Origin of the sequence: Thalassobaculum sp. OXR-137 (assembly GCF_034377285.1) — a bacterium.
Lineage (GTDB): Bacteria > Pseudomonadota > Alphaproteobacteria > Thalassobaculales > Thalassobaculaceae > Thalassobaculum.
Genome location: NZ_CP139715.1, coordinates 1,926,279 through 1,946,604, shown reverse-complemented (window position 1 = coordinate 1,946,604; position 20,326 = coordinate 1,926,279). Strand labels below are relative to the sequence as shown.

The following is a 20,326-nucleotide window of genomic DNA, read 5'->3' as shown; positions in this document are numbered from 1 at the left end:
GGGGACCGCCCCCCGGTCCGGTTTCACGGGTTCCGGTGGGGGCGTTCATGACACTTAGCCGTCACCTTCGGCGTCGAGGCCGTAGGCGGTGTGCAGGGCGCGCACGGCGAGCTCCGTGTAGTCGGAGCCGATCAGCACGCTGACCTTGATCTCCGAGGTGGAGATCACCTGAATGTTGATGCCCTTGGCGGCCAGGGTCTGGAACATGGTCTTGGCCACGCCCGGCTGGCTGCGCATGCCGACGCCGACGACCGAGATCTTGCAGACGCTCGCATCGGAGACGATGTCGGAATAGCCGAGCTCGCCCTTCAGGCCGTCGAGCACCTGATGGGCGCGGTCGAGGTCGGTGGCGCCGACCGTGAAGGTCAGGTCGGTGGACTTGCCGTCCTGGCTGACGTTCTGGACGATCATATCGACGTTGACCGCCGCGTCGGCCAGCGACCCGAAGATGGCACCCGCCACGCCCGGACGGTCCGGCACGCCGACCAGCGTGACCTTCGCTTCATCGGGGCTGTAGGCGATACCGGTGACGACTTGCTGCTCCACGATTTCTCCCTCGTCGACGACCATCGTGCCGGGCTTGTCCTCGAAGCTGGAGAGGACCTGCACACGCACGCCATGCTGCATGGCCATGGCGACCGATCGGGTCTGGAGGACCTTGGCCCCCTGGGAGGCCAGTTCCAGCATCTCCTCATAGGTGATGCGGTCGATCTTGCGCGCCTTGGCGGTGATCCGCGGATCGGTCGTGTAGACCCCGTCCACGTCGGTATATATGTCGCACCGGTCGGCATCCAGCGCGGCGGCCAGCGCCACCGCAGAGGTGTCCGACCCGCCACGCCCGAGCGTGGTGATGCGGTTGTCCGGGCCGATGCCCTGGAAGCCGGCGACCACGGCGACCTGCCCCTGCTTGAAGCGCTCGCGCATGACCGTCGTGTCGATCTCGCCGATGCGGGCCTTGCCGTGCATGCCGTCGGTGTGGAACGGGATCTGCCAGCCGAGCCACGAGCGGGCGTTCACGCCGATCTCCTGCAGCGCGAGCGCCAGCAGGCCGACGGTCACCTGCTCGCCGGAGGCGACGACCACGTCGTATTCCCGGGCGTCGTGCAGGCGCGCGATCTCGTTGGTCCAGGCGACGAGCTGGTTGGTCGTGCCGGACATGGCGGAGACCACGACGGCCACCTCGTTGCCGGCATCCACCTCGGTTTTGACGCGGCGCGCCACGTTCTTGATCCGATCCGTATTGCCGACGGAGGTCCCGCCGAACTTCATCACGATGCGCGCCATCGTCTGTCCGCTCCGAGTCTTCTGGATGCCCTGTGTGTTCAGGGTGCCCTGCCCGATGCGCCTTTCGGTCGCAAAGCCTTGCCGGACAAGGGCGGCGCTATCCATAGTATGGGGACTCCGATGGAGCAAGCGGCAGGACCGCTTAATGATGTGAGGATTCTATCATGCTGAGGTCTCTCCTGCGCCGGGCGGCGGACGCACGGACCGAACGGACGCCACGTGCGCCGGTCGATGCGTCGGCGCGCGGGACCGTGGACCGGGCCGATATCGACCGTTTCGCCAAGCTTGCCGAGCGTTGGTGGGATCCGGACGGGCCGCACGGACCGCTACACCGCTTCGTGCCGGTGCGCATGCAAGTGATCCGCGACGCGCTGGCGCCGCTGGCGAAGAAGACCAAGGGACGGCAGGTACTGGCGGGGCTCACGGTACTGGACATCGGCTGCGGCGGCGGCCTGCTGTCGGAACCGATGACCCGACTCGGCGCGCGGGTGACCGGCGTCGATGCCGACGCCGCAGGGATCGCCGCCGCCATCGCCCATGCCGGCGAGATGGGGCTGGAGATCGACTACCGCGCCGGGGCTGCCGAGGATCTGGCGGCGGCGGGGCTGCGGTTCGACGCGGTGGTGGCCAGTGAGGTGATCGAGCATGTGGCCGACAAGCCGGCTTTCGTGGCGGCGCTGGCGTCGCTGCTGAAGCCGGGCGGGGTGCTGGTGCTGACGACCATCAACCGCACCGCCAAGTCCCGCGCCCAGGCGATCGTGGCGGCCGAATACATCCTGCGCTGGGTCCCGCGCGGGACCCACGACTGGAACCAGTTCCCGACTCCGGCCGAACTGACCGGCCTGCTGGAAGGCGCGGGTTTCGAGGTGGACCCCGCACTCGGGATGGTGTTCGACCCGATCGACGGGACGTTCTCGCTGTCGGCCGATGCGCGGGTGAACTACGCGCTGGTGGCGCGGAAGCGTTAGGTGAGCACGCCGCTCTGCCCCCCCCAAAAAAAATCACTCCCCGGACCTGTTCCGGGGCAAGGGGTGGGCTCGCTCGACCGCTAATGATTAATTTGCCGACGACACGCATTGCAGCGGTGTTGCCCCGGAACAGGTCCGGGGAGTGGGAGAGAGCGGAGAGAAAACTCTCTACCGCCCAGACTTCGCAAGCAACGGCGCTGGCGGGGGTGTCGATAGGCAGCACATAGAGCGCGCGCCCGCCACCAACCCCGCTACTCGTAGCTGCGCTGGTCGTCGATCACCTTGCCGTCGTTCGGCAGGCTGCCAGGGGCGACCATCTCCACGCCGCCGCGCATCTTGGTTACCGACTGCAGGCTCTCGGCCACCGCCACCCGCAACGCCTCGCCGCCGCCGGAGACCTCCACCGACAGGGTCATGGCGTCCACGCCCTTCTCCCCCGTGACCGTCAGCCGGGCGCGGGCGACTTCCTTGTGGCGGGCGACGATCGCCGCGATCTGGGACGGATGCACGAACATGCCCTTCACCTTGGTGGTCTGGTCGGCACGGCCCATCCAGCCCTTGATGCGCAGGTTGGTGCGCCCGCACGGGCTCGGCCCCGCGAGAACCGCAGAGAGGTCGCCGGTGGCGAAGCGGACGAGCGGGTAGTCCGGGTTCAGCACCGTCACCACCACCTCGCCGACCTCGCCGTCGGGCACCGGATCGCCGGTGCCGGGGCGCACGATTTCCACGATCGCGCCCTCGTCGGCGAGCATCCCCTCGCGCGCCGGGCTCTCATAGGCGATCAGACCGAGATCGGCGGTGGCATAGGCCTGGGCGCAGCTCACCCCCAGCCCCTCGATCTCCGCCCGCAGGCTCGGCGGCAGCGCCCCGCCGGACACCAGCGCCTTGGACAGGGAGGAGACGTCCTTGCCCGCCTCCGCGCCCTTCTCCAGCAGCGTCTTCAGAAAGGCCGGGGTGCCGAAATAGGCGACCGGCTTCAGGGCGGCGATGGCGTCGAGCTGCTGCTCGGTATTCCCGACTCCGGCCGGGATCACCGGACAGCCCAGCGCCTCGGCCGCCGACTGGCCGATCCATCCGCCCGGCGTCAGGTGATAGGCGAAGGTGTTGATCACCAGATCGCCCCGCCGGAAGCCGGCGGCGAACAGCGCCCGGGCGAAGCGGTAATAGTCGGCCGAATGCCCCTCCGGCTCGAAGATCGGCCCCGGCGAGATCAGCACCCGCGCCAGATCGGACAGCGGCGTGGCGTTCAGCCCGCCGAAGGGCGGCGTCTTCTGCTGCAGGTCGATCAGGTCGGACTTCCGCAACACCGGCAGCTTCGCCAGATCGGCGCGGCTGCGCACTCCGTTCGCATCCACGTCGGCCAGCGAGCGGGCGAAATAGGCGGTGTTGGTCTTGGCATGGGCGATCTGCGCCGGCAGACATTCCGCCAGCGACGCGGCGCGTTCGTCGGCGCTGCGGGTCTCCAACGCGTCGTAATGGTCGGCCATGGGTCCTCCGGAGGTCGGGTTGGGGATCAGCCGATCCAGCGCTTGCGGCGGCGGTAATGCTTCACGTCGCGGAAGCTCTTCCGGCCCTCGCCGCCGAGGCCGAGGTAGAATTCCTTGACGTCCTCGTTGTTGCGAAGCTGCTCGGCCTCGCCCTCCATCACCACCCGGCCGCTTTCCAGGATGTAGCCGAACTTGGCGTAGCGCAGGGCGATGTTGGTATTCTGCTCGGCCAGCAGGATGGTCACCCCCTCCTGCTCGTTGATCTGCTTCACGATCTCGAAGATCTGCTCCACGAGCTGCGGGGCGAGGCCCATGGAGGGCTCATCCAGCAGGATCATCTTCGGCCGGCTCATCAGCGCCCGGCCGATGGCGACCATCTGCTGCTCGCCGCCCGAGGTGTAGCCGGCCTGGCTGGTGCGTCGTTCGCGCAGCCGCGGGAAGTAGTTGTAGACCATCTCCAGGTCGCGCTGGATGCCCTGGCGGTCGTTGCCCCGGGTGAAGGCCCCGGTCAGCAGGTTCTCCTCCACGGTCAGGTGCTCGAAGCAATGGCGGCCTTCCATCACCTGGATGCAGCCGCGCTTGACCAGTTCGTTAGGACTGGAGGCCTGGACGGCCGCGCCGTCGAATTCGATGCTGCCCTTGGTGACCTCGCCGCGCTCGGTGCCGAGCAGGTTGGAGATCGCCTTCAGGGTGGTCGTCTTGCCCGCTCCGTTGGCGCCCAGGATGGCGACGATGCCGCCCTTGGGCACTTCCAGCGAAATGCCGCGAAGCACCAGGATCACGTGGTCGTAGATGACCTCGATGTTGTTGACCTTGAGCAGCGGCTGGGCCGCGCCGGGGGCCTCGGAAACTACGCTCATCGCTTCTCGTCCTGGGTTCGGGCCGGGCTCGGAGGTGGAGAGTGGAGAAGCGCCGGGGGTCCGGCGCCTCTCCGATCGTGTCGGTCGTCGTCGCTCAGGAGCAGCTACGCGGCGTGATGCTGCTTTCCTTGGCGTACTGCTCGGCGTCCTGCTCGATCAGCGGACGGGTCAGGGCGGTGTCGGCCTTGATCCAGTCGGTCTTGATCTCCCATTCCTTGCCGTTCCACTGCTGGATCTTGATCGCCGGATCCTGACCCTCGTGGTTGTCGCAGGTGATGGTCACCGGCGGCATCAGGCCGGTCATGCCGAGCTCCTCGATCCGCGCGTCGGTGACGTCCAGGTTCTCCATGCCCCAGCGCATCTCCTCGCCGGTGATCACCCGGTTGCCGTACTGCGCCTGCGCGGTGCGGATGGCCTCGACCACGTAGGCCGCCGCCGCCATGCCGCGGGAATACAGCACGCCGCCGATCTCCTCGCGGTTCCAGGACCCCTTGCCCGCGTCGTAGAGGGCGTTGATGTCCTTGTAGACCTTGAAGTCGGTGCCGACGCCGTTGAAGGTCGCGCCCTTGTAGCCGACCGCACCCTCACCGGCCGGAATCACGTCCGGCTCGGCCGCGGCCCACCAGTTGCCGATGAACTTCTCCATCGGGTACTTCACGTTCGAGGCCTCGTTGATGGCCGTCGAGTTCATGGCGCCCCAGCCCCACATGATCATGTAGGCCGGGCGGGAGCGGCGAACCTGCAGCCAGATCGACTTCTGCTCGGTCATCGCCGCCGGCGGGACCGGGTACTTCTCGTAGGTGAAGCCGTACTTCTCGGCCAGGATGTCCAGGGTCGGGATCGGCTCCTTGCCGTAGGGATGGTCAAGGTAGATGAAGCCGAGATTCTGGCCCTTCAGCTTGTCGTATCCGCCCTCCTGGTCGGCGATGTACTTGATCACCGCCGTCATCTGGTTCCAGTAGGTCGAGGGGAAGTTGAAAACGTAGGGGAAGACCCGGCCGTCGGCCGCCGAGGTGCGGCCGTAGCCCATGGACAGCAGCGGGATCTTGTCGGCCGTGGCCTTCTCGATCAGCGCGTAGGTGATGCCGGTCGACCACGGGTTGATGACCGTCGCGCCGCCATGCTGGTTCTTCACGCGGTCGTAGCACTCCACGCCGCGGTCCGTCTTATAGCCGGTCTCGCATTCCTCGTAGATGATCTGGACGCCGTTGATGCCCCCGTCGCGGTGGTTGATCATCGCCAGGTAGTCGGCGAAACCGTGGGCGGTCGGCGTGCCGCTCGGCGCGTAGGGGCCGGTCTTGTAGACCAGGTTCGGGATGAACTGGCCCTCGGCCTGCGCGGCGCCGGCCAGCCCGAAAAGGCCGACCGCGGCGGCGGCCATGGTCATGGTCACTGATCGGAAGTTCATCTTCCTATGTCCTCCCTGTTTGCAAAGCGGAGCTTTGCTTCTGTTGGCGGGTGCCGGTGCGGTCGATGCCGCATCGTGTCTCCGCCGAAACGACACGCCTGAGCGTTTTCCCTACCAGTTGGCCTAGTACGGGAACGGCCACAGGCGCAGTTTCTCCTTCGTGATCGCCCAAAGACGGGCGAGGCCGTGCGGCTCGACGATCAGAAAGAAGACGATGAGCGCACCGAACACCATGAACTCCGCATGGCTGATGAGTTCGGTGGGCACTTCCAGGCCGATCCATCCGGGGGCGCTGTTCAGGAAGATCGGCAGCAGGAAAATGAAAAAGGCGCCCAGGAAGCATCCCAGGATGCTGCCCAACCCGCCGATGATCACCATGAACAGCACGGAGAACGACCGGAAGATGTCGAAGGCGGTCGCCTCGACGGTGTTGATGTAGCAGAACGACCAGAGCACGCCGGCGACGCCGCAGTAGAACGAGCTGACGGCGAAGGCCGAGAGCTTGGTCGGCAGCGGCTTGATGCCGATCAGTTCGGCGGCGATGTCCATGTCGCGGATCGCCATCCAGGTCCGTCCGATCCGCCCGCGCACCAGATTGGCGGCGACCAGGGCGAGCACCACGGTGAAGGCGAGGATGAAGAGGTAGCGCGCCTCGACCGACGCCTCGGCCCCGGTGACCAGGTAGCCGAACATCTCCCGCGGCGGCGCCGTCGGCACGCCGGAGATCGAGTCGTTCACGAACCACGGAACTTTCTGGAACAGCCAGAGCAGGAAGAACTGCGCCGCGAGCGTGGTCACCGCCAGATAGAAGCCCTTGATCCGCAGGCTCGGCAGGCCGAACGCGACGCCGATCAGCGCCGCCGACAGGCCGCCGATGATAACCACGGCCCAGATCGGCATCCATGGGAAGGCCGTGGCGACCTTGTAGCCGAGGAAGGCGCCGGCGGCCATGAAGGCGCCGGTCCCGAGGCTTAGCTGGCCGCAATATCCCAGCAGGATGTTCAGGCCGATCGTGGCGATCGCCATGATCAGGGTCGGGATCAGGATCGAGCCGAGCCAGTACTCGTTGCCGATCACCGGGATCACGAAGGTGGCGACGAGCACCACGGCGATCACGAAAATGCGGTCGAGCGGGATCCGGAACAGGGCCTGGTCGGCCGCGTAGCTCGTCTTATAGATGCCGGCTTCGCGATAGAACATCCTCAGACCCTCTCGATGATCTTGTCGCCGAACAGGCCCTGCGGCCGGTACAGCAGGAACAGCATGGCGACGACATAGGCGAACCACTCCTCGATACCGCCGCCGATATACGGGCCGAGATAGATCTCGGCGACTTTCTCGCCGATGCCGATGATCAGGCCGCCGACGATGGCGCCGGGCACCGAGGTGAAGCCGCCGAGGATCAGCACCGGCAGGGCCTTGAGCGCCAGGATCGACAGCGAGAACTGCACGCCGAGGCGCGAGCCCCAGATGATGCCGGCAACCAGCGCCACCAGCCCGGCCACCGCCCAGACGATGATCCAGATCTGGTTCAGCGGGATGCCGACCGACAGGGCGGCCTGGTGGTCGTCGGCCACCGCGCGCAGCGCCCGGCCGATCCGCGTGTAGGTGAAGAACAGAGCGAGGGCGGCGACCAGGCCGCCGGCGATGATCGCGGCGGAGACGTCGAACTGCTGCACCATGATCGCCCCGTCGGGGCCGATGAACCACGCTCCGTCCGGAATGCCCACGTCCAGCGGATGCACGTCGGCACCCCACAGCAACTCGCCGAAGCCTTCCAGGAAGAAGGCGATGCCGATCGTCGCCATGAACAGGATGATCGGCTCCTGGTTCACCAGATGGCGCAGCACCAGCCGCTCCACGGCGAAGGCCCAGGCGACCATGATCGCGCCGGCCAGGATCAGCGCGACGACCATCGGCAGCCCCATTTCGAGGAAACCGACGAAGCACAGGGCGGCGAACAGCACCATGAAGCCCTGGGCGAAGTTGAACACCCCCGACGCCTTGAAGATCAGCACGAAGCCGAGGGCGATGAGCGAATACATCGTGCCGGCGAACATCCCGTTCAGCACGACTTCGATGAAGAACCAGAACTCCATTACGCTGTCTCCGCCCGTCAGTCTTCGTGGGGAACGCCGAGATAGGCGTCGATCACGTTCTGGTTTCTGCGCACCTCGTCCGGCGTGCCGTCGGCGATCTTGCGCCCGTAGTCGAGCACGACCACCCGGTCCGAGATGTCCATGACGACGCCCATGTCGTGCTCGATCAGCACGATGGTGGTCCCGAATTCCTCGTTCACGTCGAGGATGAAGCGAGACATGTCCTGCTTCTCCTCCACGTTCATGCCGGCCATCGGCTCGTCGAGCAGCAGGATGCTCGGCTGCATCGCCAGGGCGCGGCCGAGTTCCACCCGCTTCTGCAGGCCGTAGGGCAGGCGGCCCACCGGCGTGCGGCGGATCGACTGGATCTCCAGGAAGTCGATGACCGTCTCGACGAAGGCGCGGTGCTCGATCTCCTCGCGCTGGGCCGGTCCCCAGCGCAGCGCCTGCCAGAAGAACCCGCGGTTCATCTTCAGCACGCGGCCGGTCATCAGGTTGTCGAGGGTCGACATGCCGCGGAACAGCGCGATGTTCTGGAAGGTGCGGGCGATGCCGTTGGCCGCCGCGTAATGTGGGTCCATGCCGGACATGGTCATGCCGTTGAAGGTGATGGTCCCCTTCTGCGGTTTGTAGAAGCCGTTGATGCAGTTGAGCATCGACGACTTGCCGGCACCGTTCGGCCCGATGATCGCCCGGATCTCGCCCTTGCGGACCTCGAAGCTGACATCGTTGATCGCCTTCACGCCGCCGAAGCCCAGCTCGATATTCTCCAGCTTCAGGACGACCTCGCCCGCCTCCTGACCCGGCAGCTCCATCGCGTCGGAGGCCGTTTCCGGTTCGAACCCTTGCACTGCAGCCACGGTCAGCCCGCCTTTCTGAGGGTGCCGGCCGAGGATCCCGCCTCGACCTGCATGATCTTCATATCCGCCTGGACCCGGGTGCGCCGGCCGTCCTCGAAGGTCACCTCGGTGTCGAGGCGCGCAGTGCCGGCATCGCCGTAGAGCCCGTCGATGATCTGGCCGTAGCGCTCGCCCACCACGCCGCGCCGCACCTTGCGGGTGCGGGTCAGCTCGCCGTCATCGGCGTCCAGTTCCTTGTAGAGGAGTAGGAAGCGGCGGATGCGCTGGTGCTCCGGCAGGCCGGCATTGACCCCCTCGACCTCGCCGCGGATCAGCTCGTAGATCCGCTCGTCCGCCGACAGTCCGGCATAGGAAGTGAAACCCACCCGGTTCTTCTCGGCCCATTTGGAGACGGTGGAGAACCGCACGCAGATGATCGCGGTCAGGAACGGTTTGCCCGACCCCAGGATCACCGCCTCGCCCACATAGGGGGAGAACTTCAGCTTGTTCTCGATGTATTGCGGCGAGAACTTCACCCCCGTGGAGGTCTCCGCCATGTCCTTGAGCCGGTCGATCACGGTGAGCCGGCCCTTGGCGTCGAAATAGCCGGCATCGCCGGTATGCATCCAGCCGTCGCGCAGATCGGCGGCGGTCGATTCAGGGTTCTTGTAGTAGCCGATGAACATGTTCGGGTGGCGGGTCACGATCTCGCCCACGCCCTCGGGATCGGGGTTCTCGATCGTCACCTCGCAGCCCTCGAAGGGGATGCCGACCGTATCGACGTCGAGTTCCTTGCCGTCCTGCAGGGTATAGGCGCCCAGGGTCTCGGTCTGGCCGTAGAGCTGTTTCAGCGGAACGCCCATGGCGAGGAACAGCTTGAAGGTGTCCGGCCCCATCGCCGCACCGCCGGTCGCCGCCGAGGTCACATTGGCGAAGCCCAGCCGGTCGCGCAGCGCGCCCATGACCATCATGTTCGCCAGGCTCGAATGCCGACCCTGCTCGACCGCCTCGACGGCGATCTTCAGGCCCTTGTCGAACAGCCACTGGTTCAGGGACGAGGCGTCCATCATCCGGGCGCGCATGTCGGCGGCGATCTGCTCCAGCACCCGCGGAGCGAGCAGCAGGAAGGTCGGTCCGATCTCCCGCAAATCGGCGAAGCTGGTCTCCTCGCTCTCCGGGAAATTGATCTTCATCCGCGACACCAGACTGAAGCCGAAGACGTAGACCTGCTCCATGATCCAGGGCAGCGGCAGCACCGAGACGTACTCGTCGTGCGGTCCCTTGGGATCGGCGGCCAGATAGGTATGCATGTGCCGCACGAACCGGCCGTGGGGCAGCATCGCCAGCTTCGGGTTGGAGGTCGTGCCGGAGGTGGTGCACAGGATCGCCACGTCCTCGCCCTTGGTGGCGGCGACCATGGCGTCGAACGCGCCCGGCGCTTTGCGGTCGGCCTCGATGCCGGCGGCGATCAGCGTGTCGAGATGGATCAGCCGGGGATCGGAGCGCTTCCGCATCCCTCGGTCGTCGGCATAGACGATGTGGCGCAGGGTCGGTAGCCGGTCGGCGAGCGAGAGGAACTTGTCCACCTGCTCCTGATCCTCGGCATAGACCAGCTTCACCTCGGCATATTCGGCGAGGTAGCCGACCTCCTCCTCCAGCGCGTCGCGGTAGATGCCCATGGTCATCGCGCCCGCGGCATGGCCGGCGATCTCGAAGGCGGTCCAGTCGCTGTCGTTGTCGCCGATCATGGCGACCACGTCGCCCCGGGTCACGCCCAGGTCGCGGATGGCCAGCGCGATATGCTTCACCTTGGCGCCGTACTCGGCCCAGGTGGACTCGTGCCAGATCCCGAGATCCTTCTCGCGGACGGCGATGTCGGAGCCGTGGTGGTCGACATTGTGCTTAAGGAGTTTCGGCAGCGTGTCGTAAACCGCCGGATCGGGATATGCCATCAGCCCATCGTCCTCCACGTCACACGCAGGGACCGAGCGGCATTCCATCCGGCTACACGACGCCCTTCATGGCTGCCGCAAGCGGACATGTTCCCGTTTCCATCCCTGTTTTTGCCCCGCCCCTTGTTCCTCCGCTTGACGCGGATGGCCGGATCGGTGGCTTTATTTTTTTACCCCGCCGCAGCAGGGTCCTGATTTGGATACGCCGATTCCTGTTTCCCCGCAAGACACAAGCCATTGCCGAATTTGCACTAGACAACCCGTGTTGCGCTGCAACATCCAGCCCACCGCCAGGATTGGTAAGCATGAGCGAAGAACATCCCGTCCGGATCCCCGGGCCCTCGCCGGAAATCGTGTTCCTGCATGAGGGATTGGGCGCGGCCACCATGTGGCGAGGCTTTCCCGAGGCTCTCTGCGCCGCGTTGGGGCGGGGCGGATTGGTGCCGGACCGGCGCGGTCACGGAACGGCCGAGCCGTTCGACGATCCGGTGCGCGGCGGCCACGCGCTGGACTATCACGTCCGCGAAGCGGAGGCGCTGATCGACCTGCTGCAGCGCGAGAGCATCGGGCAGGCGATCCTCTTCGGCCATTCCGACGGCGGCACCATCGCCCTGCTTGCCGCCGCGATGGCGCCGGAGCGAATCGCCGCCTGCATCACCGAGGCCGCCCATGTCTTCGTCGAGGAGATCACCCTGGCCGGGATCCGCGAGGCGGTCGGCGCCTACGAGGCGCCGGACAGCCGGCTGAAGGCGGCGCTGCTGCGCCACCACGGGCCGGAACGGGCCGAGAAGGTCTTCTACCGCTGGGCCGATGCCTGGCTGACGCCGCCCTTCGCCGCCTGGAATATCGAACACCGTCTGTCCGACGTGCGCTGCCCGGTGCTGGCGATCCAGGGACTGGACGACGAATACGGCACCCCCGCCCAGGTCCATGCCATCGTCGACCAGGTTTCCGGTCCGTCGGAAGCGCTGCTGATCGAGAACAGCGGCCACGCGCCCCATCTCGACAGCGCCGACCGCGTCATCGAGGCGGTTGGCCGGTTTGTCGGCGACCTCTGACGGGCCGAATCCGGACAACCGTCCGAAGGCGGTGCACGATTTTTTTCCACGGGACGGGATAAGCCTGGAAACCGGCGGCGTATATCTCCTGTAACCCCCGGAGAAGGCCGCCATGGTCACCAGTTCCGAAATCCTCGACCACGTCCATCAGCTTCGCCGCTACGCGCGGATGCTGACCGGCACGCCGGTCGATGCGGACGACCTTGTTCAGTCGACCCTGGAAAAGGCGGTCCGCAGCGCCGGCCAGTTCGTTGACGGCCGCAACCTGCGGGTCTGGCTGTTCTCCATCATGCACAACACCTTCCGGTCGTCGATCCGCGAGAACCGGTCGCGCCGGGATCGCGAGACCTCCTGGTCCGAACACATCGCCCCGACCGTCGCCGGTACCCAGGAGACCAGCGCCGAACTGACGCGGGTGCTCGGCGCGATCGCGAAGCTCCCGCCGCAGCAGCGGGAGGTCCTCCTGCTGGTCTCCGTCGAGGGCTTCGGCACCGACGAAATCGCGGCGGCTATGGACATCCCGGTCGGCACGGTGCGCTCCCGCCTCGCCCGCGGCCGAGAGGCGCTGCGCCAGTTGCTCGAAGACGAAGACGAAGACCGCTCACCTGTCATTCCCCTCACCGTGGTTGGAGGACGCAATGTCCAGTAGGAACGGCAACGGTACCGGCGGCGTCGGCCAGACCGGCGCAGGCTCCATCGAAGCCGGCACCATCGAAGCCGGTACCATCGAAGACTGGGAACTCGGCGCCTATGTGGACGACGAGCTGTCGGCGCAGCGGCGGCGCGAGATCGAGGCGGCGGCCGAGGACTCGCCCGACCTGGCCCGCAAGATCGAGGCCTATAGCCGCCACAAGACCCTGCTCGCGGGTCTCGCCGACCGGTCCGACCACGACGAGATCCCCGAGGAGATGCGGGCGGCGGCGAGCCGTCTGAGCCGGGCGACCACGGTCCATTCCTGGATGCGGCGCGGGCGCGGCGTGCTGATGGCCCAGGCCAGGATCGCCGCGGTCCTGGTGGTGGGTGCCGTGGTCGGCTGGACAGCGCAGGAGATCCTGAGCCCCCGGCCGGGCAACGCCACCGACGGACCGCTCGCTTTCATCGACGAGGCGACCGAGGCGCACCGAACCCTGGCCCTGGCGCCGATGTTCGCCACCGATGTGGCCTCGGTCGACTTCGCCAAGCTGTCGGAGATGTTCTCCGAAGGCCTCGACCCCTCGGCGCTGAAGGCGAAAGGGCTGGTCCTGTCGAAGGTCGACATGGCCTCCACCGACCAGGGACCGGCGGTCCAGTTCCTGTTCTTCGACCGGGAAGCCCGCCCGGTCTCCCTGCTGCTGTCCGTCAACAGTGCCAGCCTGACCTCGGTCGGCGTGCCGGACGGGGAGATGGTGGTCACCAGCTACAACGATTTCGCCGTCGCCTTCGGGCGCCGCGACTCCATCGCCTTCGTCGTCACCGCCGCCCTCCCCGAACGGCGCGTCGGCGAGATCGCCCGCCAGTTCGTCGCCTCTGCCGGATTCTGAGTCATGAGCCCCCACCCGCATCCCACCTTCCGGCCCGGCGACTTCCTGCCGGCCTTCATCGCCGACACGCCGATCAATCCGCGTTTCGAGTTCGACGCGGTGGCCGGCCGCACCGTGCTGCTCTGCTTCGTCGGCAGCGGCACCAAGGGCAACGCCGCCCAGGCCGTCAGTACCCTGCGCTCGGTGGAGAAGACCCTGCATCGGGCCGGCATCCTGGTCTATCTGGTAACCGCCCATCCCGAGGAACGCCAGAACCCGGCGCTGATGTCCGACGACAAGCGCACGATGCCGTTCTACGACATGGACCTGAAGGTCCACCGCGCCTACGGGATGGTCGGGAAGAGCAACGGCTCCGGCCAAAACTACACCGTGCTGCGCAACGGCTGCTTCCTGATCGGCCGCAACCTGCGGCTCGCCGACTATATCGACTTCGGCCCGCTGGACACCTTCACCGCACGGCTCGCAGCGTCGGTGGCCAGACTTCCGGCGGAGCCTTCGGTCGCGCCGGCCGGCGGCCATGCGCCGGTGCTCTACGTGCCCGACGTGTTCGAGCGGGACCTCTGCCGGCAGCTCATCGACGAGTACGAGGCCCATGGCGGCGGCCCCAGCGGGGTCATGCGCGACGTGAACGGCGTCACCACCGGCTTTCTCGACGACTCGGTCAAGCGGCGGCGGGACGCTCCGATCCGCAATCCCGATACCCTCGTCCGGGTGCGCCGCAACCTGATCAACCGCCTCACCGGCGAGATCAAGAAGGTCTACAATTTCGACGCCACCCATATCGAGCGGTTCATGGTCGGCTGCTACGACAGCGGCGACAGCGGCTTCTTCAGCGCCCATCGCGACAACGGCGGCTCCGGCACCGCCCATCGCCGCTTCGCGGTGTCGATCAACCTGAATGCCGAGGAGTTCGAGGGCGGCGAGCTCTGGTTCCCGGAATACGGCCCGCATCTGTACAAGCCGGCGACCGGCGGCGCGGTCGTGTTCTCCTGCTCGATGCTGCATGAGGCCCGCAAGGTTACGGCCGGACGCCGCTATGCTTTCCTGCCGTTCCTGTTCGACGCCAAGGCGGCGGCGATCCGCGACGCCAACCGGGGCTTCCTGAGCAAGGACGCGCCGATCCAGGTGGGAACAACGGCCGCCTGAGCCTGAACGTGCCCACCCTGACCCCGGGTCGTTCCGGGGCTGCCCCGACTGTCCCCCCGGTCCCGGCAGCCCCGACCCGGCTTGCGGCCCTTCCCCAGGTCCCGAGACCGGCGGCGCCGTAGGCAGGGTGAGCCGCAGAGGTGGGGTGGAGAGGCCCGCTCCGCCCCACCTCCATTTCTTGCCGTGAACTGCCTGGGACCTGCCGGGCGGCTCAGTCCTCGGCGGCCGGCAGCCGGATGATGAAACGGGCGCCCAGGGTCTTGCCGTCGGGGCTCTTGCGGTTCTCGGCCCGGACCAGCCCGTCATGGGCCTCGATGATCTGACGCGAGATCGACAGGCCGAGGCCGGAATGGGTGCCGAACTTCTCGCCTTCCGGGCGCTCCGAATAGAACCGGTCGAACACGGCCTCCAGCTTGCCGTCCGGCAGGCCGGGCCCGTCGTCCTCGACCACGATCATCACCTCCCCATTGGCGGGATGCGCCCGCAGGCGCACCGCCCCGTCGGGCGGGGAGAAGCTGATCGCGTTCTCGATGAGGTTCCGCAGCACCTGAACCAGCCGGCCCTCGTGGCCGTTGACGATCAGCTTTTCCGGGTCGGTCAGTTCGGCGCGGACCGGCGGGCCGCCGCGATCCTCGCGGGCAACGCCATAGACCTCCGCCAGCGTACCCAGCAGCCCGCCGACATCGACCCGCTCCTCCTCCTCCCGGCTGATCTCTGCGGCGATGCGCGAGGCCGAGGAGATGTCGGTGATCAGTCGGTTCAGCCGCTCCACATCGTCGACGATGACGGCCAGCAGGCGCCGCTGGCGCTCCGGATCGTCGATCCGGGCCGCCGTCTCCACCGCGCTGCGCAGGGAGGTCAGCGGATTCTTGATCTCGTGGGCCACGTCGGCGGCGAAGCCCTCGATCGCGTCGAGCCGGCGCCACAGCTCCTCGGTCATCGAGCGGATCGAGCGCGACAGGTCGCCGATCTCGTCCTTGCGGCCGCCGAAATCGGGGATCTGGATGCGCCGGTGCCGATTGTTGCGCACCAGCACGGCGGCATGGGCCAGGCGCTGGATCGGCCGGGTGATGGTGCCGGCCAGATACAGCGAGAGCAGGATCGTCACCAGCAGGGTGAAGGCGAAGATCGACAGGATCTCAAAGCGGACCTCGCGCACGGCGGTGTCGATCTCGTCGCCGTCGAGCGACAGCATCAGCGCGCCCAGCACCTGTTTGTAGCGCTGCACCGGGACGGCGGTGGACAGGACCAGTCCGCCCTGCTCGGTCTTCCGCACCGCCCGCTCGGTGGTGCCGGCCAGGGCGGCGGTGACCTCCTTCAGGACCCCGCCGTCGCTCGGCTGCTCGCGCCAGACCGGAAGCTGACCGCGGCGCGGCAGCCAATTGACCATGGCGTTGTAGAGATCGATGGCCAGCCGGGCGAGCGGCTCGTTTTCCATCGGCGGCGGCAGCGGGACGATCCGGACCATGCCCGCCGGTCCGGCGAGCCGGCGGCTGTCCGCCAATAGCAGGCCGGTGGGGTGATAGACCCGGATCCGCGAGGAGGTGACGACCGACAGTCGCCGGACGATGCGCTGGACGCGAACCGGGTCCAGACCCTCGTCCTGGATCACGTTCGGCTCTATGCCGAGTTCGCCGATCGCCCGGGCGATCACCTCCGCCTGACGGGTCAGGGCGTCCAGCTCACCACGGATCAGGGCGTTCTGGTAGCGGTCGAGATACAGCACGCCGACGAACAGGATGGCGATGGACACCAGGTTGATCGCCAGGATGCGGGCGGTGAGCCCGGATACCGACGGCCAGCGCAGGGCGAAGACGCGGCGCCGCTTGGCCGCCGCCCCCCGACGGGTCCTGGCGGCACCCGCGCCGCTCTCCGCCTTGCCCGCGGCAATCCGCTGATCGCTCGGATCGGCCCGCAATCCGTCTCGGCCCGTTACCGCCATTGCCGTCCCCGGTCGCCCGTCATCTCCGGTCCTGGTCCCGGATCACTCGCGGTACCGGTAACCCACCCCGTAGAGGGTTTCTATCTTGGAGAACTGGTCGTCGGCGGATTTGAACTTCTTGCGGATGCGCTTGATGTGGCTGTCGATGGTGCGGTCGTCCACGTAGATGTTGTCGCCATAGGCGGCGTCCATCAGTTGGTCCCGGCTCTTCACATGGCCCGGCCGCACCGCCAGCGCGCGCAGGATGAGAAACTCTGTGACGGTCAGCGGCACCGGCTTGCCGGCCCAGGAGCAGATGTGCCGCGCGCCGTCGAGCACAAGCTCGCCGCGCACCAGCGGCGCCTCCGACTGCGGATTGAACTCGTCCTGCGCCAGATCCTGGCGCCGCAGCAGCGCCCGGATGCGCTCGATCAGCAGGCGCTGGGAGAACGGCTTGCGGATGTAGTCGTCCGCGCCCATCCGCAGGCCGAGCACCTCGTCCACCTCGTCGTCCTTGGAGGTCAGGAAGATCACCGGCAGGGTGGAGGTCTTGCGCAGGCGCTGCAGCAATTCCATCCCGTCGAGCCGTGGCATCTTGATGTCCAGCACCGCCAGGTCGACCGGCCGCTGGTTCAGACCGCGCAGGGCCTCCTCGCCGTCCTTGTAGGTGCGCACCTGGAAGCCTTCCGACTCCAGCGCCATGGAAACAGATGTGAGGATGTTCTGGTCGTCGTCGACCAGCGCGATGGTGTTCGTCATGATCCGCCCCTTTCCCGCAACACGTCGTTGCCAGTCTTCGGGTTTGCCCCCCCATTCCGGCGAGGGCTTGGCCGCAATGGGGCGAAAAATTCGGGCGGCGCCCCGAATGCGCCGCATTTCGATCACCGCCCGTCCCGGTGTATAGCATGGGAATGAGCGATCCAGACGCCAAGTCTTCCTCTCCGGCCCGGCCGGTGCGGGATCTCCTGCGGTCCTGCGACCGGGCGGTGCTGGCGACCCTGCAGCGCGACGGTTCCGACGCGCCGACCGGCTGGCCCTACGCCTCCCTGGTGATGATGGCCGTCGATCAGGACGCCTCCCCGATCCTGCTGATCTCCACCCTGGCCGACCACACCCGCAACCTGCTGGCCGATCCCCGCGCCAGCCTGCTGGTCGACGGCACCGCCGGGCTGGACGAGCCGCTGACTGGCGCGCGGGCGACGGTGATGGGACGGCTGGAGAAGACCGACGATCCCCGCCACCGGGCGCGCTTCCTCGCCCGCCACCCCTCCGCCGAAATGTATGCCGGGTTCGGCGACTTCTCGGTCTGGCGCATGGCGGTGGAGCGCGCCCATATCGTCGCCGGTTTCGGGCGCATCCACTGGGTCGACGGCGCCGCCGTTCTCGGCGACGCGCCGGCGGCGCTGGCGGAGCATGGGGCGGACGTGGTCGGGCACATGAACCAGGATCACGCCGACGCCGTCGCGCTCTACGCCAAGGTGCTGCTCGGCCTGAATGGGGAGGGATGGATCCTGACCGGTGTCGACGCCGAGGGCGCCGACCTGCGCTGCGGCGGCCGCACCGCCCGCCTGCCCTTCGACAAGCCGGTCCACGACGCCGAAACGGCCCGCGTGGAGCTGGTCAGATTGGTTAAGAGGGCGCGCGCCCGGACATCCGACGGGGCCTGAAAACCGCAGGTTTCCGCAGTTCCTTGAATCCGAAGACGTTAAGCTCTATATTTGCGGTTGGAGACTGAAAAATGCTTCAACCCGCTCTCACACCGTCGACATCCACCACGCTGCCCAATGCCGGGCTGGTGGTCCCGCGTCCGGTGCAGCAGGAGCGGTCCTCCACCGCCACCCGAAACCTCACCTCAAATCCGGTCCAGCAGAATTCGGAAGCCGAGCAGGTCGGAGCCGATAACGAGCAGGATCGTCAGCAGCGGGTGGAAGGCGGCCGCGCCGCCTTCGCGTTCAGCCGGGGCAGCGGGCGCGGCGAGAATCTCGATATCTTCGTCTGATCTCGCTGTCCTCTGAGTAGAGGCGACGAATCGACCAAAGCGGCTCAAGGCCGCTTTTTTTGTACCCCGATGTCGGGCTCGCCGGCGGAAAACGTCCGGCGCCAGTTGCGGGCGGCGACGCGGCCCGCCAAACTCTGCGCATGTCAGACACCGCGCCTCCCCCCTCCGGCCCCCAGGGTCCCGTCATCCGCCGCGTCCCCCATGGCGACAACCGGGAGCGGCTGGTTTGCGACGATTGCGGGTTCATCAACTACGTGAACCCGAAGATCGTCGTCGGCTCGGTGGTCACCCTGGGCGACAAGTTCCTGCTCTGCCGCCGCGCCATCGATCCGCGCGACGGCTACTGGACGATCCCGGCCGGCTATATGGAAGAGCGGGAGACCACCGTCGAGGGGGCGATGCGCGAGGCCTGGGAAGAGGCCTATGCCAAGATCGAGATCGACGCCCTGCTCGGCATCTACAACATTCCCCGGATCAGCCAGGTGCAGATGATCTACCGCGCCCGGCTGCTCGACCCGGACGTGAAGGCGGGCGAGGAGACGCGGGAGGTGGGGCTGTTCACCTGGGACGAGATCCCCTGGGACGACCTCGCCTTCCCCAGCGTGCACTGGGCGCTCGACCACTGGCGCCGCACCCAGGGCCAGACCGATTTCGCGGCGTTCCCGGAGCCGGTGCAGGGGCTGTAGGGCTCCAACTTCCTTCTTTCCCCGACTTCCTGGACGGGCTCCGGACTTGATCCGGAGACCGATCCAGGACCCTATGATCGACGGTCGAATAACGGTCCTGGATCAAGTCCAGGAAGTCGGGAAAAGGGAAGTCGGGCAAGAAGCGCTATGGGGACATTATCCCCACCGTCACCCGCAGGTCGGACAGCCCGGCCGCTTCCTGTAGCGGATCTCCTGCACCGACATGTCGAGCGCATCCCACAGCATCAGTCGGCCGCGCAGGGGCTCGCCGAGGCCGAGGATCAGCTTCAGGGTCTCGGTCGCCTGCAGCGTGCCGATCACCCCGGCGACGGCGCCCAGGATCCCGGCCTCCTCGCAGCGCGGCGTGAGCGCCGGATCGGGCGTCTCGGGGAACAGGCAGCGGTAGCAGGGCGCGTCGGCCTCGGGCATCACCGTGGTGAGCTGGCCCTCGAACCGCGACAGGGCACCGGCCACCAGCGGCACGCCCGCCGTCCGGCAGGCGTCGTTCAGGGCATAGCGGGTGGCGAAATTGTCGGAGCCGTCGACCACCACATCGGCGCCGGCCAAGATCCGGCCGGCATTTTCCGGCGTCAGCCGCTCGGCCACCCGCTCCACCGCGATCTCCGGATTGACCCGCGCCAGGGTCTCCGCCGCCGAGTCGACCTTGGGCCGGCCCACCGCGTCGGTCATGTGCACCACCTGACGCTGCAGGTTCGTCAGGTCGACCTCGTCGTCGTCCACCAGTACCAGGGTGCCGACCCCGGCCGCCGCCAGATACAGGGACACCGGCGCGCCCAGGCCGCCGGCGCCGATCACCACGACCCGGGCGTCCAGCAGCCGCGCCTGGCCCTCCTCCCCGACCTCGTCGAGGATGAGGTGGCGGGCGTAACGGTGGAATTCGGCTTCGCTCAGTTCACGCATGGGAAATTTGTAGCCCATCGCGGCCTCGCCGCGCCACACTCACGGACCGCCGGCCGCGCCCTGCCGGATCGGGCGGGCGGAATAACCCTTCAATCCACGCAGTCTTGAGAGAACGTTCCTGTACGCCGTACCCCTCCAGGCCCATTCTGGCGCCCCCGTCAGCCCTCAGCGGCCTTGC

General features: G+C 67.3%; 19 protein-coding genes. 8 read left to right on the top strand and 11 right to left on the bottom strand.

All coding sequences use genetic code 11. The annotated features are described in order from the left end of the window. Positions 1-54: 54 nt before the first annotated feature. Positions 55-1,284 carry an aspartate kinase gene (locus tag T8K17_RS09160; protein ID WP_322334199.1) on the bottom strand — a complete coding sequence of 410 codons (1,230 nt, stop codon included), beginning with the start codon at positions 1,282-1,284 and terminating at the stop codon, positions 55-57. A gap of 164 nt (positions 1,285-1,448) precedes the next feature. Here T8K17_RS09160 and ubiG point away from each other — a divergent pair, with 164 nt between their 5' ends. Continuing rightward, positions 1,449-2,252: a bifunctional 2-polyprenyl-6-hydroxyphenol methylase/3-demethylubiquinol 3-O-methyltransferase UbiG gene (ubiG, locus tag T8K17_RS09155; RefSeq protein ID WP_322334198.1), complete on the top strand. Its 804-nt coding sequence runs from the start codon at positions 1,449-1,451 to the stop codon at positions 2,250-2,252. Positions 2,253-2,503: 251 nt separating this feature from the next. Here the strand turns inward: ubiG and T8K17_RS09150 are convergent, their stop codons facing one another. From T8K17_RS09150 to T8K17_RS09120, 7 genes are all read right to left on the bottom strand, one after another. Continuing rightward, complete coding sequence (locus T8K17_RS09150; RefSeq protein WP_322334197.1) at positions 2,504-3,739, bottom strand: phenylacetate--CoA ligase family protein; 1,236 nt, start codon at positions 3,737-3,739, stop codon at positions 2,504-2,506. A gap of 26 nt (positions 3,740-3,765) precedes the next feature. Next, positions 3,766-4,599 carry an ABC transporter ATP-binding protein gene (locus tag T8K17_RS09145; protein ID WP_322334196.1) on the bottom strand — a complete coding sequence of 278 codons (834 nt, stop codon included), beginning with the start codon at positions 4,597-4,599 and terminating at the stop codon, positions 3,766-3,768. A gap of 94 nt (positions 4,600-4,693) precedes the next feature. Continuing rightward, positions 4,694-6,007, bottom strand: coding sequence for an ABC transporter substrate-binding protein (locus tag T8K17_RS09140; RefSeq protein WP_322334195.1), 1,314 nt, complete (start codon positions 6,005-6,007; stop codon positions 4,694-4,696). Positions 6,008-6,130: 123 nt separating this feature from the next. Continuing rightward, positions 6,131-7,207: a branched-chain amino acid ABC transporter permease gene (locus T8K17_RS09135; protein WP_322334194.1), complete on the bottom strand. Its 1,077-nt coding sequence runs from the start codon at positions 7,205-7,207 to the stop codon at positions 6,131-6,133. Positions 7,208-7,209: 2 nt separating this feature from the next. Beyond that, positions 7,210-8,106 (bottom strand): branched-chain amino acid ABC transporter permease, encoded by an 897-nt coding sequence (locus T8K17_RS09130; RefSeq protein ID WP_322334193.1) that lies wholly within the window; start codon positions 8,104-8,106, stop codon positions 7,210-7,212. Positions 8,107-8,123: 17 nt separating this feature from the next. Beyond that, a complete protein-coding gene (locus tag T8K17_RS09125) occupies positions 8,124-8,921 on the bottom strand; it encodes an ABC transporter ATP-binding protein (RefSeq protein WP_322334942.1) in 798 nt (265 codons plus the stop codon). A gap of 47 nt (positions 8,922-8,968) precedes the next feature. Then, positions 8,969-10,897: an AMP-binding protein gene (locus tag T8K17_RS09120; RefSeq protein ID WP_322334192.1), complete on the bottom strand. Its 1,929-nt coding sequence runs from the start codon at positions 10,895-10,897 to the stop codon at positions 8,969-8,971. 305 nt (positions 10,898-11,202) lie between these two features. Between T8K17_RS09120 and T8K17_RS09115 the strand changes: the two genes are divergently transcribed. The 4 genes from T8K17_RS09115 to T8K17_RS09100 all read left to right on the top strand — a co-directional run bounded on the left by T8K17_RS09115 (position 11,203) and on the right by T8K17_RS09100 (position 14,621). Further along, the gene (locus tag T8K17_RS09115; protein ID WP_322334191.1) at positions 11,203-11,955 is read left to right on the top strand and encodes an alpha/beta hydrolase; all 753 of its coding nucleotides are present in this window, start codon (positions 11,203-11,205) and stop codon (positions 11,953-11,955) included. 112 nt (positions 11,956-12,067) lie between these two features. Next, positions 12,068-12,604, top strand: a complete 537-nt coding sequence (locus tag T8K17_RS09110) for an RNA polymerase sigma factor (protein ID WP_322334190.1) — start codon at positions 12,068-12,070, stop codon at positions 12,602-12,604. Beyond that, positions 12,594-13,475: a hypothetical protein gene (locus T8K17_RS09105; protein ID WP_322334189.1), complete on the top strand. Its 882-nt coding sequence runs from the start codon at positions 12,594-12,596 to the stop codon at positions 13,473-13,475. The genes T8K17_RS09110 and T8K17_RS09105 overlap by 11 nt, the downstream gene beginning before the upstream one ends. A gap of 3 nt (positions 13,476-13,478) precedes the next feature. After that, a complete protein-coding gene (locus tag T8K17_RS09100; protein WP_322334188.1) occupies positions 13,479-14,621 on the top strand; it encodes a 2OG-Fe(II) oxygenase in 1,143 nt (380 codons plus the stop codon). 211 nt (positions 14,622-14,832) lie between these two features. Here the strand turns inward: T8K17_RS09100 and T8K17_RS09095 are convergent, their stop codons facing one another. Next, a complete protein-coding gene (locus T8K17_RS09095) occupies positions 14,833-16,563 on the bottom strand; it encodes a sensor histidine kinase (RefSeq protein ID WP_322334187.1) in 1,731 nt (576 codons plus the stop codon). 42 nt (positions 16,564-16,605) lie between these two features. Next, a complete protein-coding gene (locus T8K17_RS09090) occupies positions 16,606-17,301 on the bottom strand; it encodes a response regulator transcription factor (RefSeq protein WP_028793497.1) in 696 nt (231 codons plus the stop codon). 152 nt (positions 17,302-17,453) lie between these two features. On the opposite strand from T8K17_RS09090, the gene T8K17_RS09085 reads away from it, so the two are divergent. The 3 genes from T8K17_RS09085 to T8K17_RS09075 all read left to right on the top strand — a co-directional run bounded on the left by T8K17_RS09085 (position 17,454) and on the right by T8K17_RS09075 (position 19,227). After that, positions 17,454-18,209, top strand: coding sequence for a HugZ family protein (locus tag T8K17_RS09085; protein WP_322334186.1), 756 nt, complete (start codon positions 17,454-17,456; stop codon positions 18,207-18,209). 71 nt (positions 18,210-18,280) lie between these two features. Further along, on the top strand, positions 18,281-18,541 hold the full coding sequence (locus T8K17_RS09080; protein WP_322334185.1) for a hypothetical protein: 261 nt from the start codon (positions 18,281-18,283) through the stop codon (positions 18,539-18,541). 140 nt (positions 18,542-18,681) lie between these two features. Further along, positions 18,682-19,227, top strand: coding sequence for an NUDIX hydrolase (locus tag T8K17_RS09075; protein WP_322334184.1), 546 nt, complete (start codon positions 18,682-18,684; stop codon positions 19,225-19,227). A gap of 168 nt (positions 19,228-19,395) precedes the next feature. On the opposite strand, the gene T8K17_RS09070 is transcribed toward T8K17_RS09075, so the two are convergent. After that, the gene (locus tag T8K17_RS09070; protein ID WP_322334183.1) at positions 19,396-20,166 is read right to left on the bottom strand and encodes a molybdopterin-synthase adenylyltransferase MoeB; all 771 of its coding nucleotides are present in this window, start codon (positions 20,164-20,166) and stop codon (positions 19,396-19,398) included. Between the last annotated feature and the right edge of the window lie 160 nt (positions 20,167-20,326).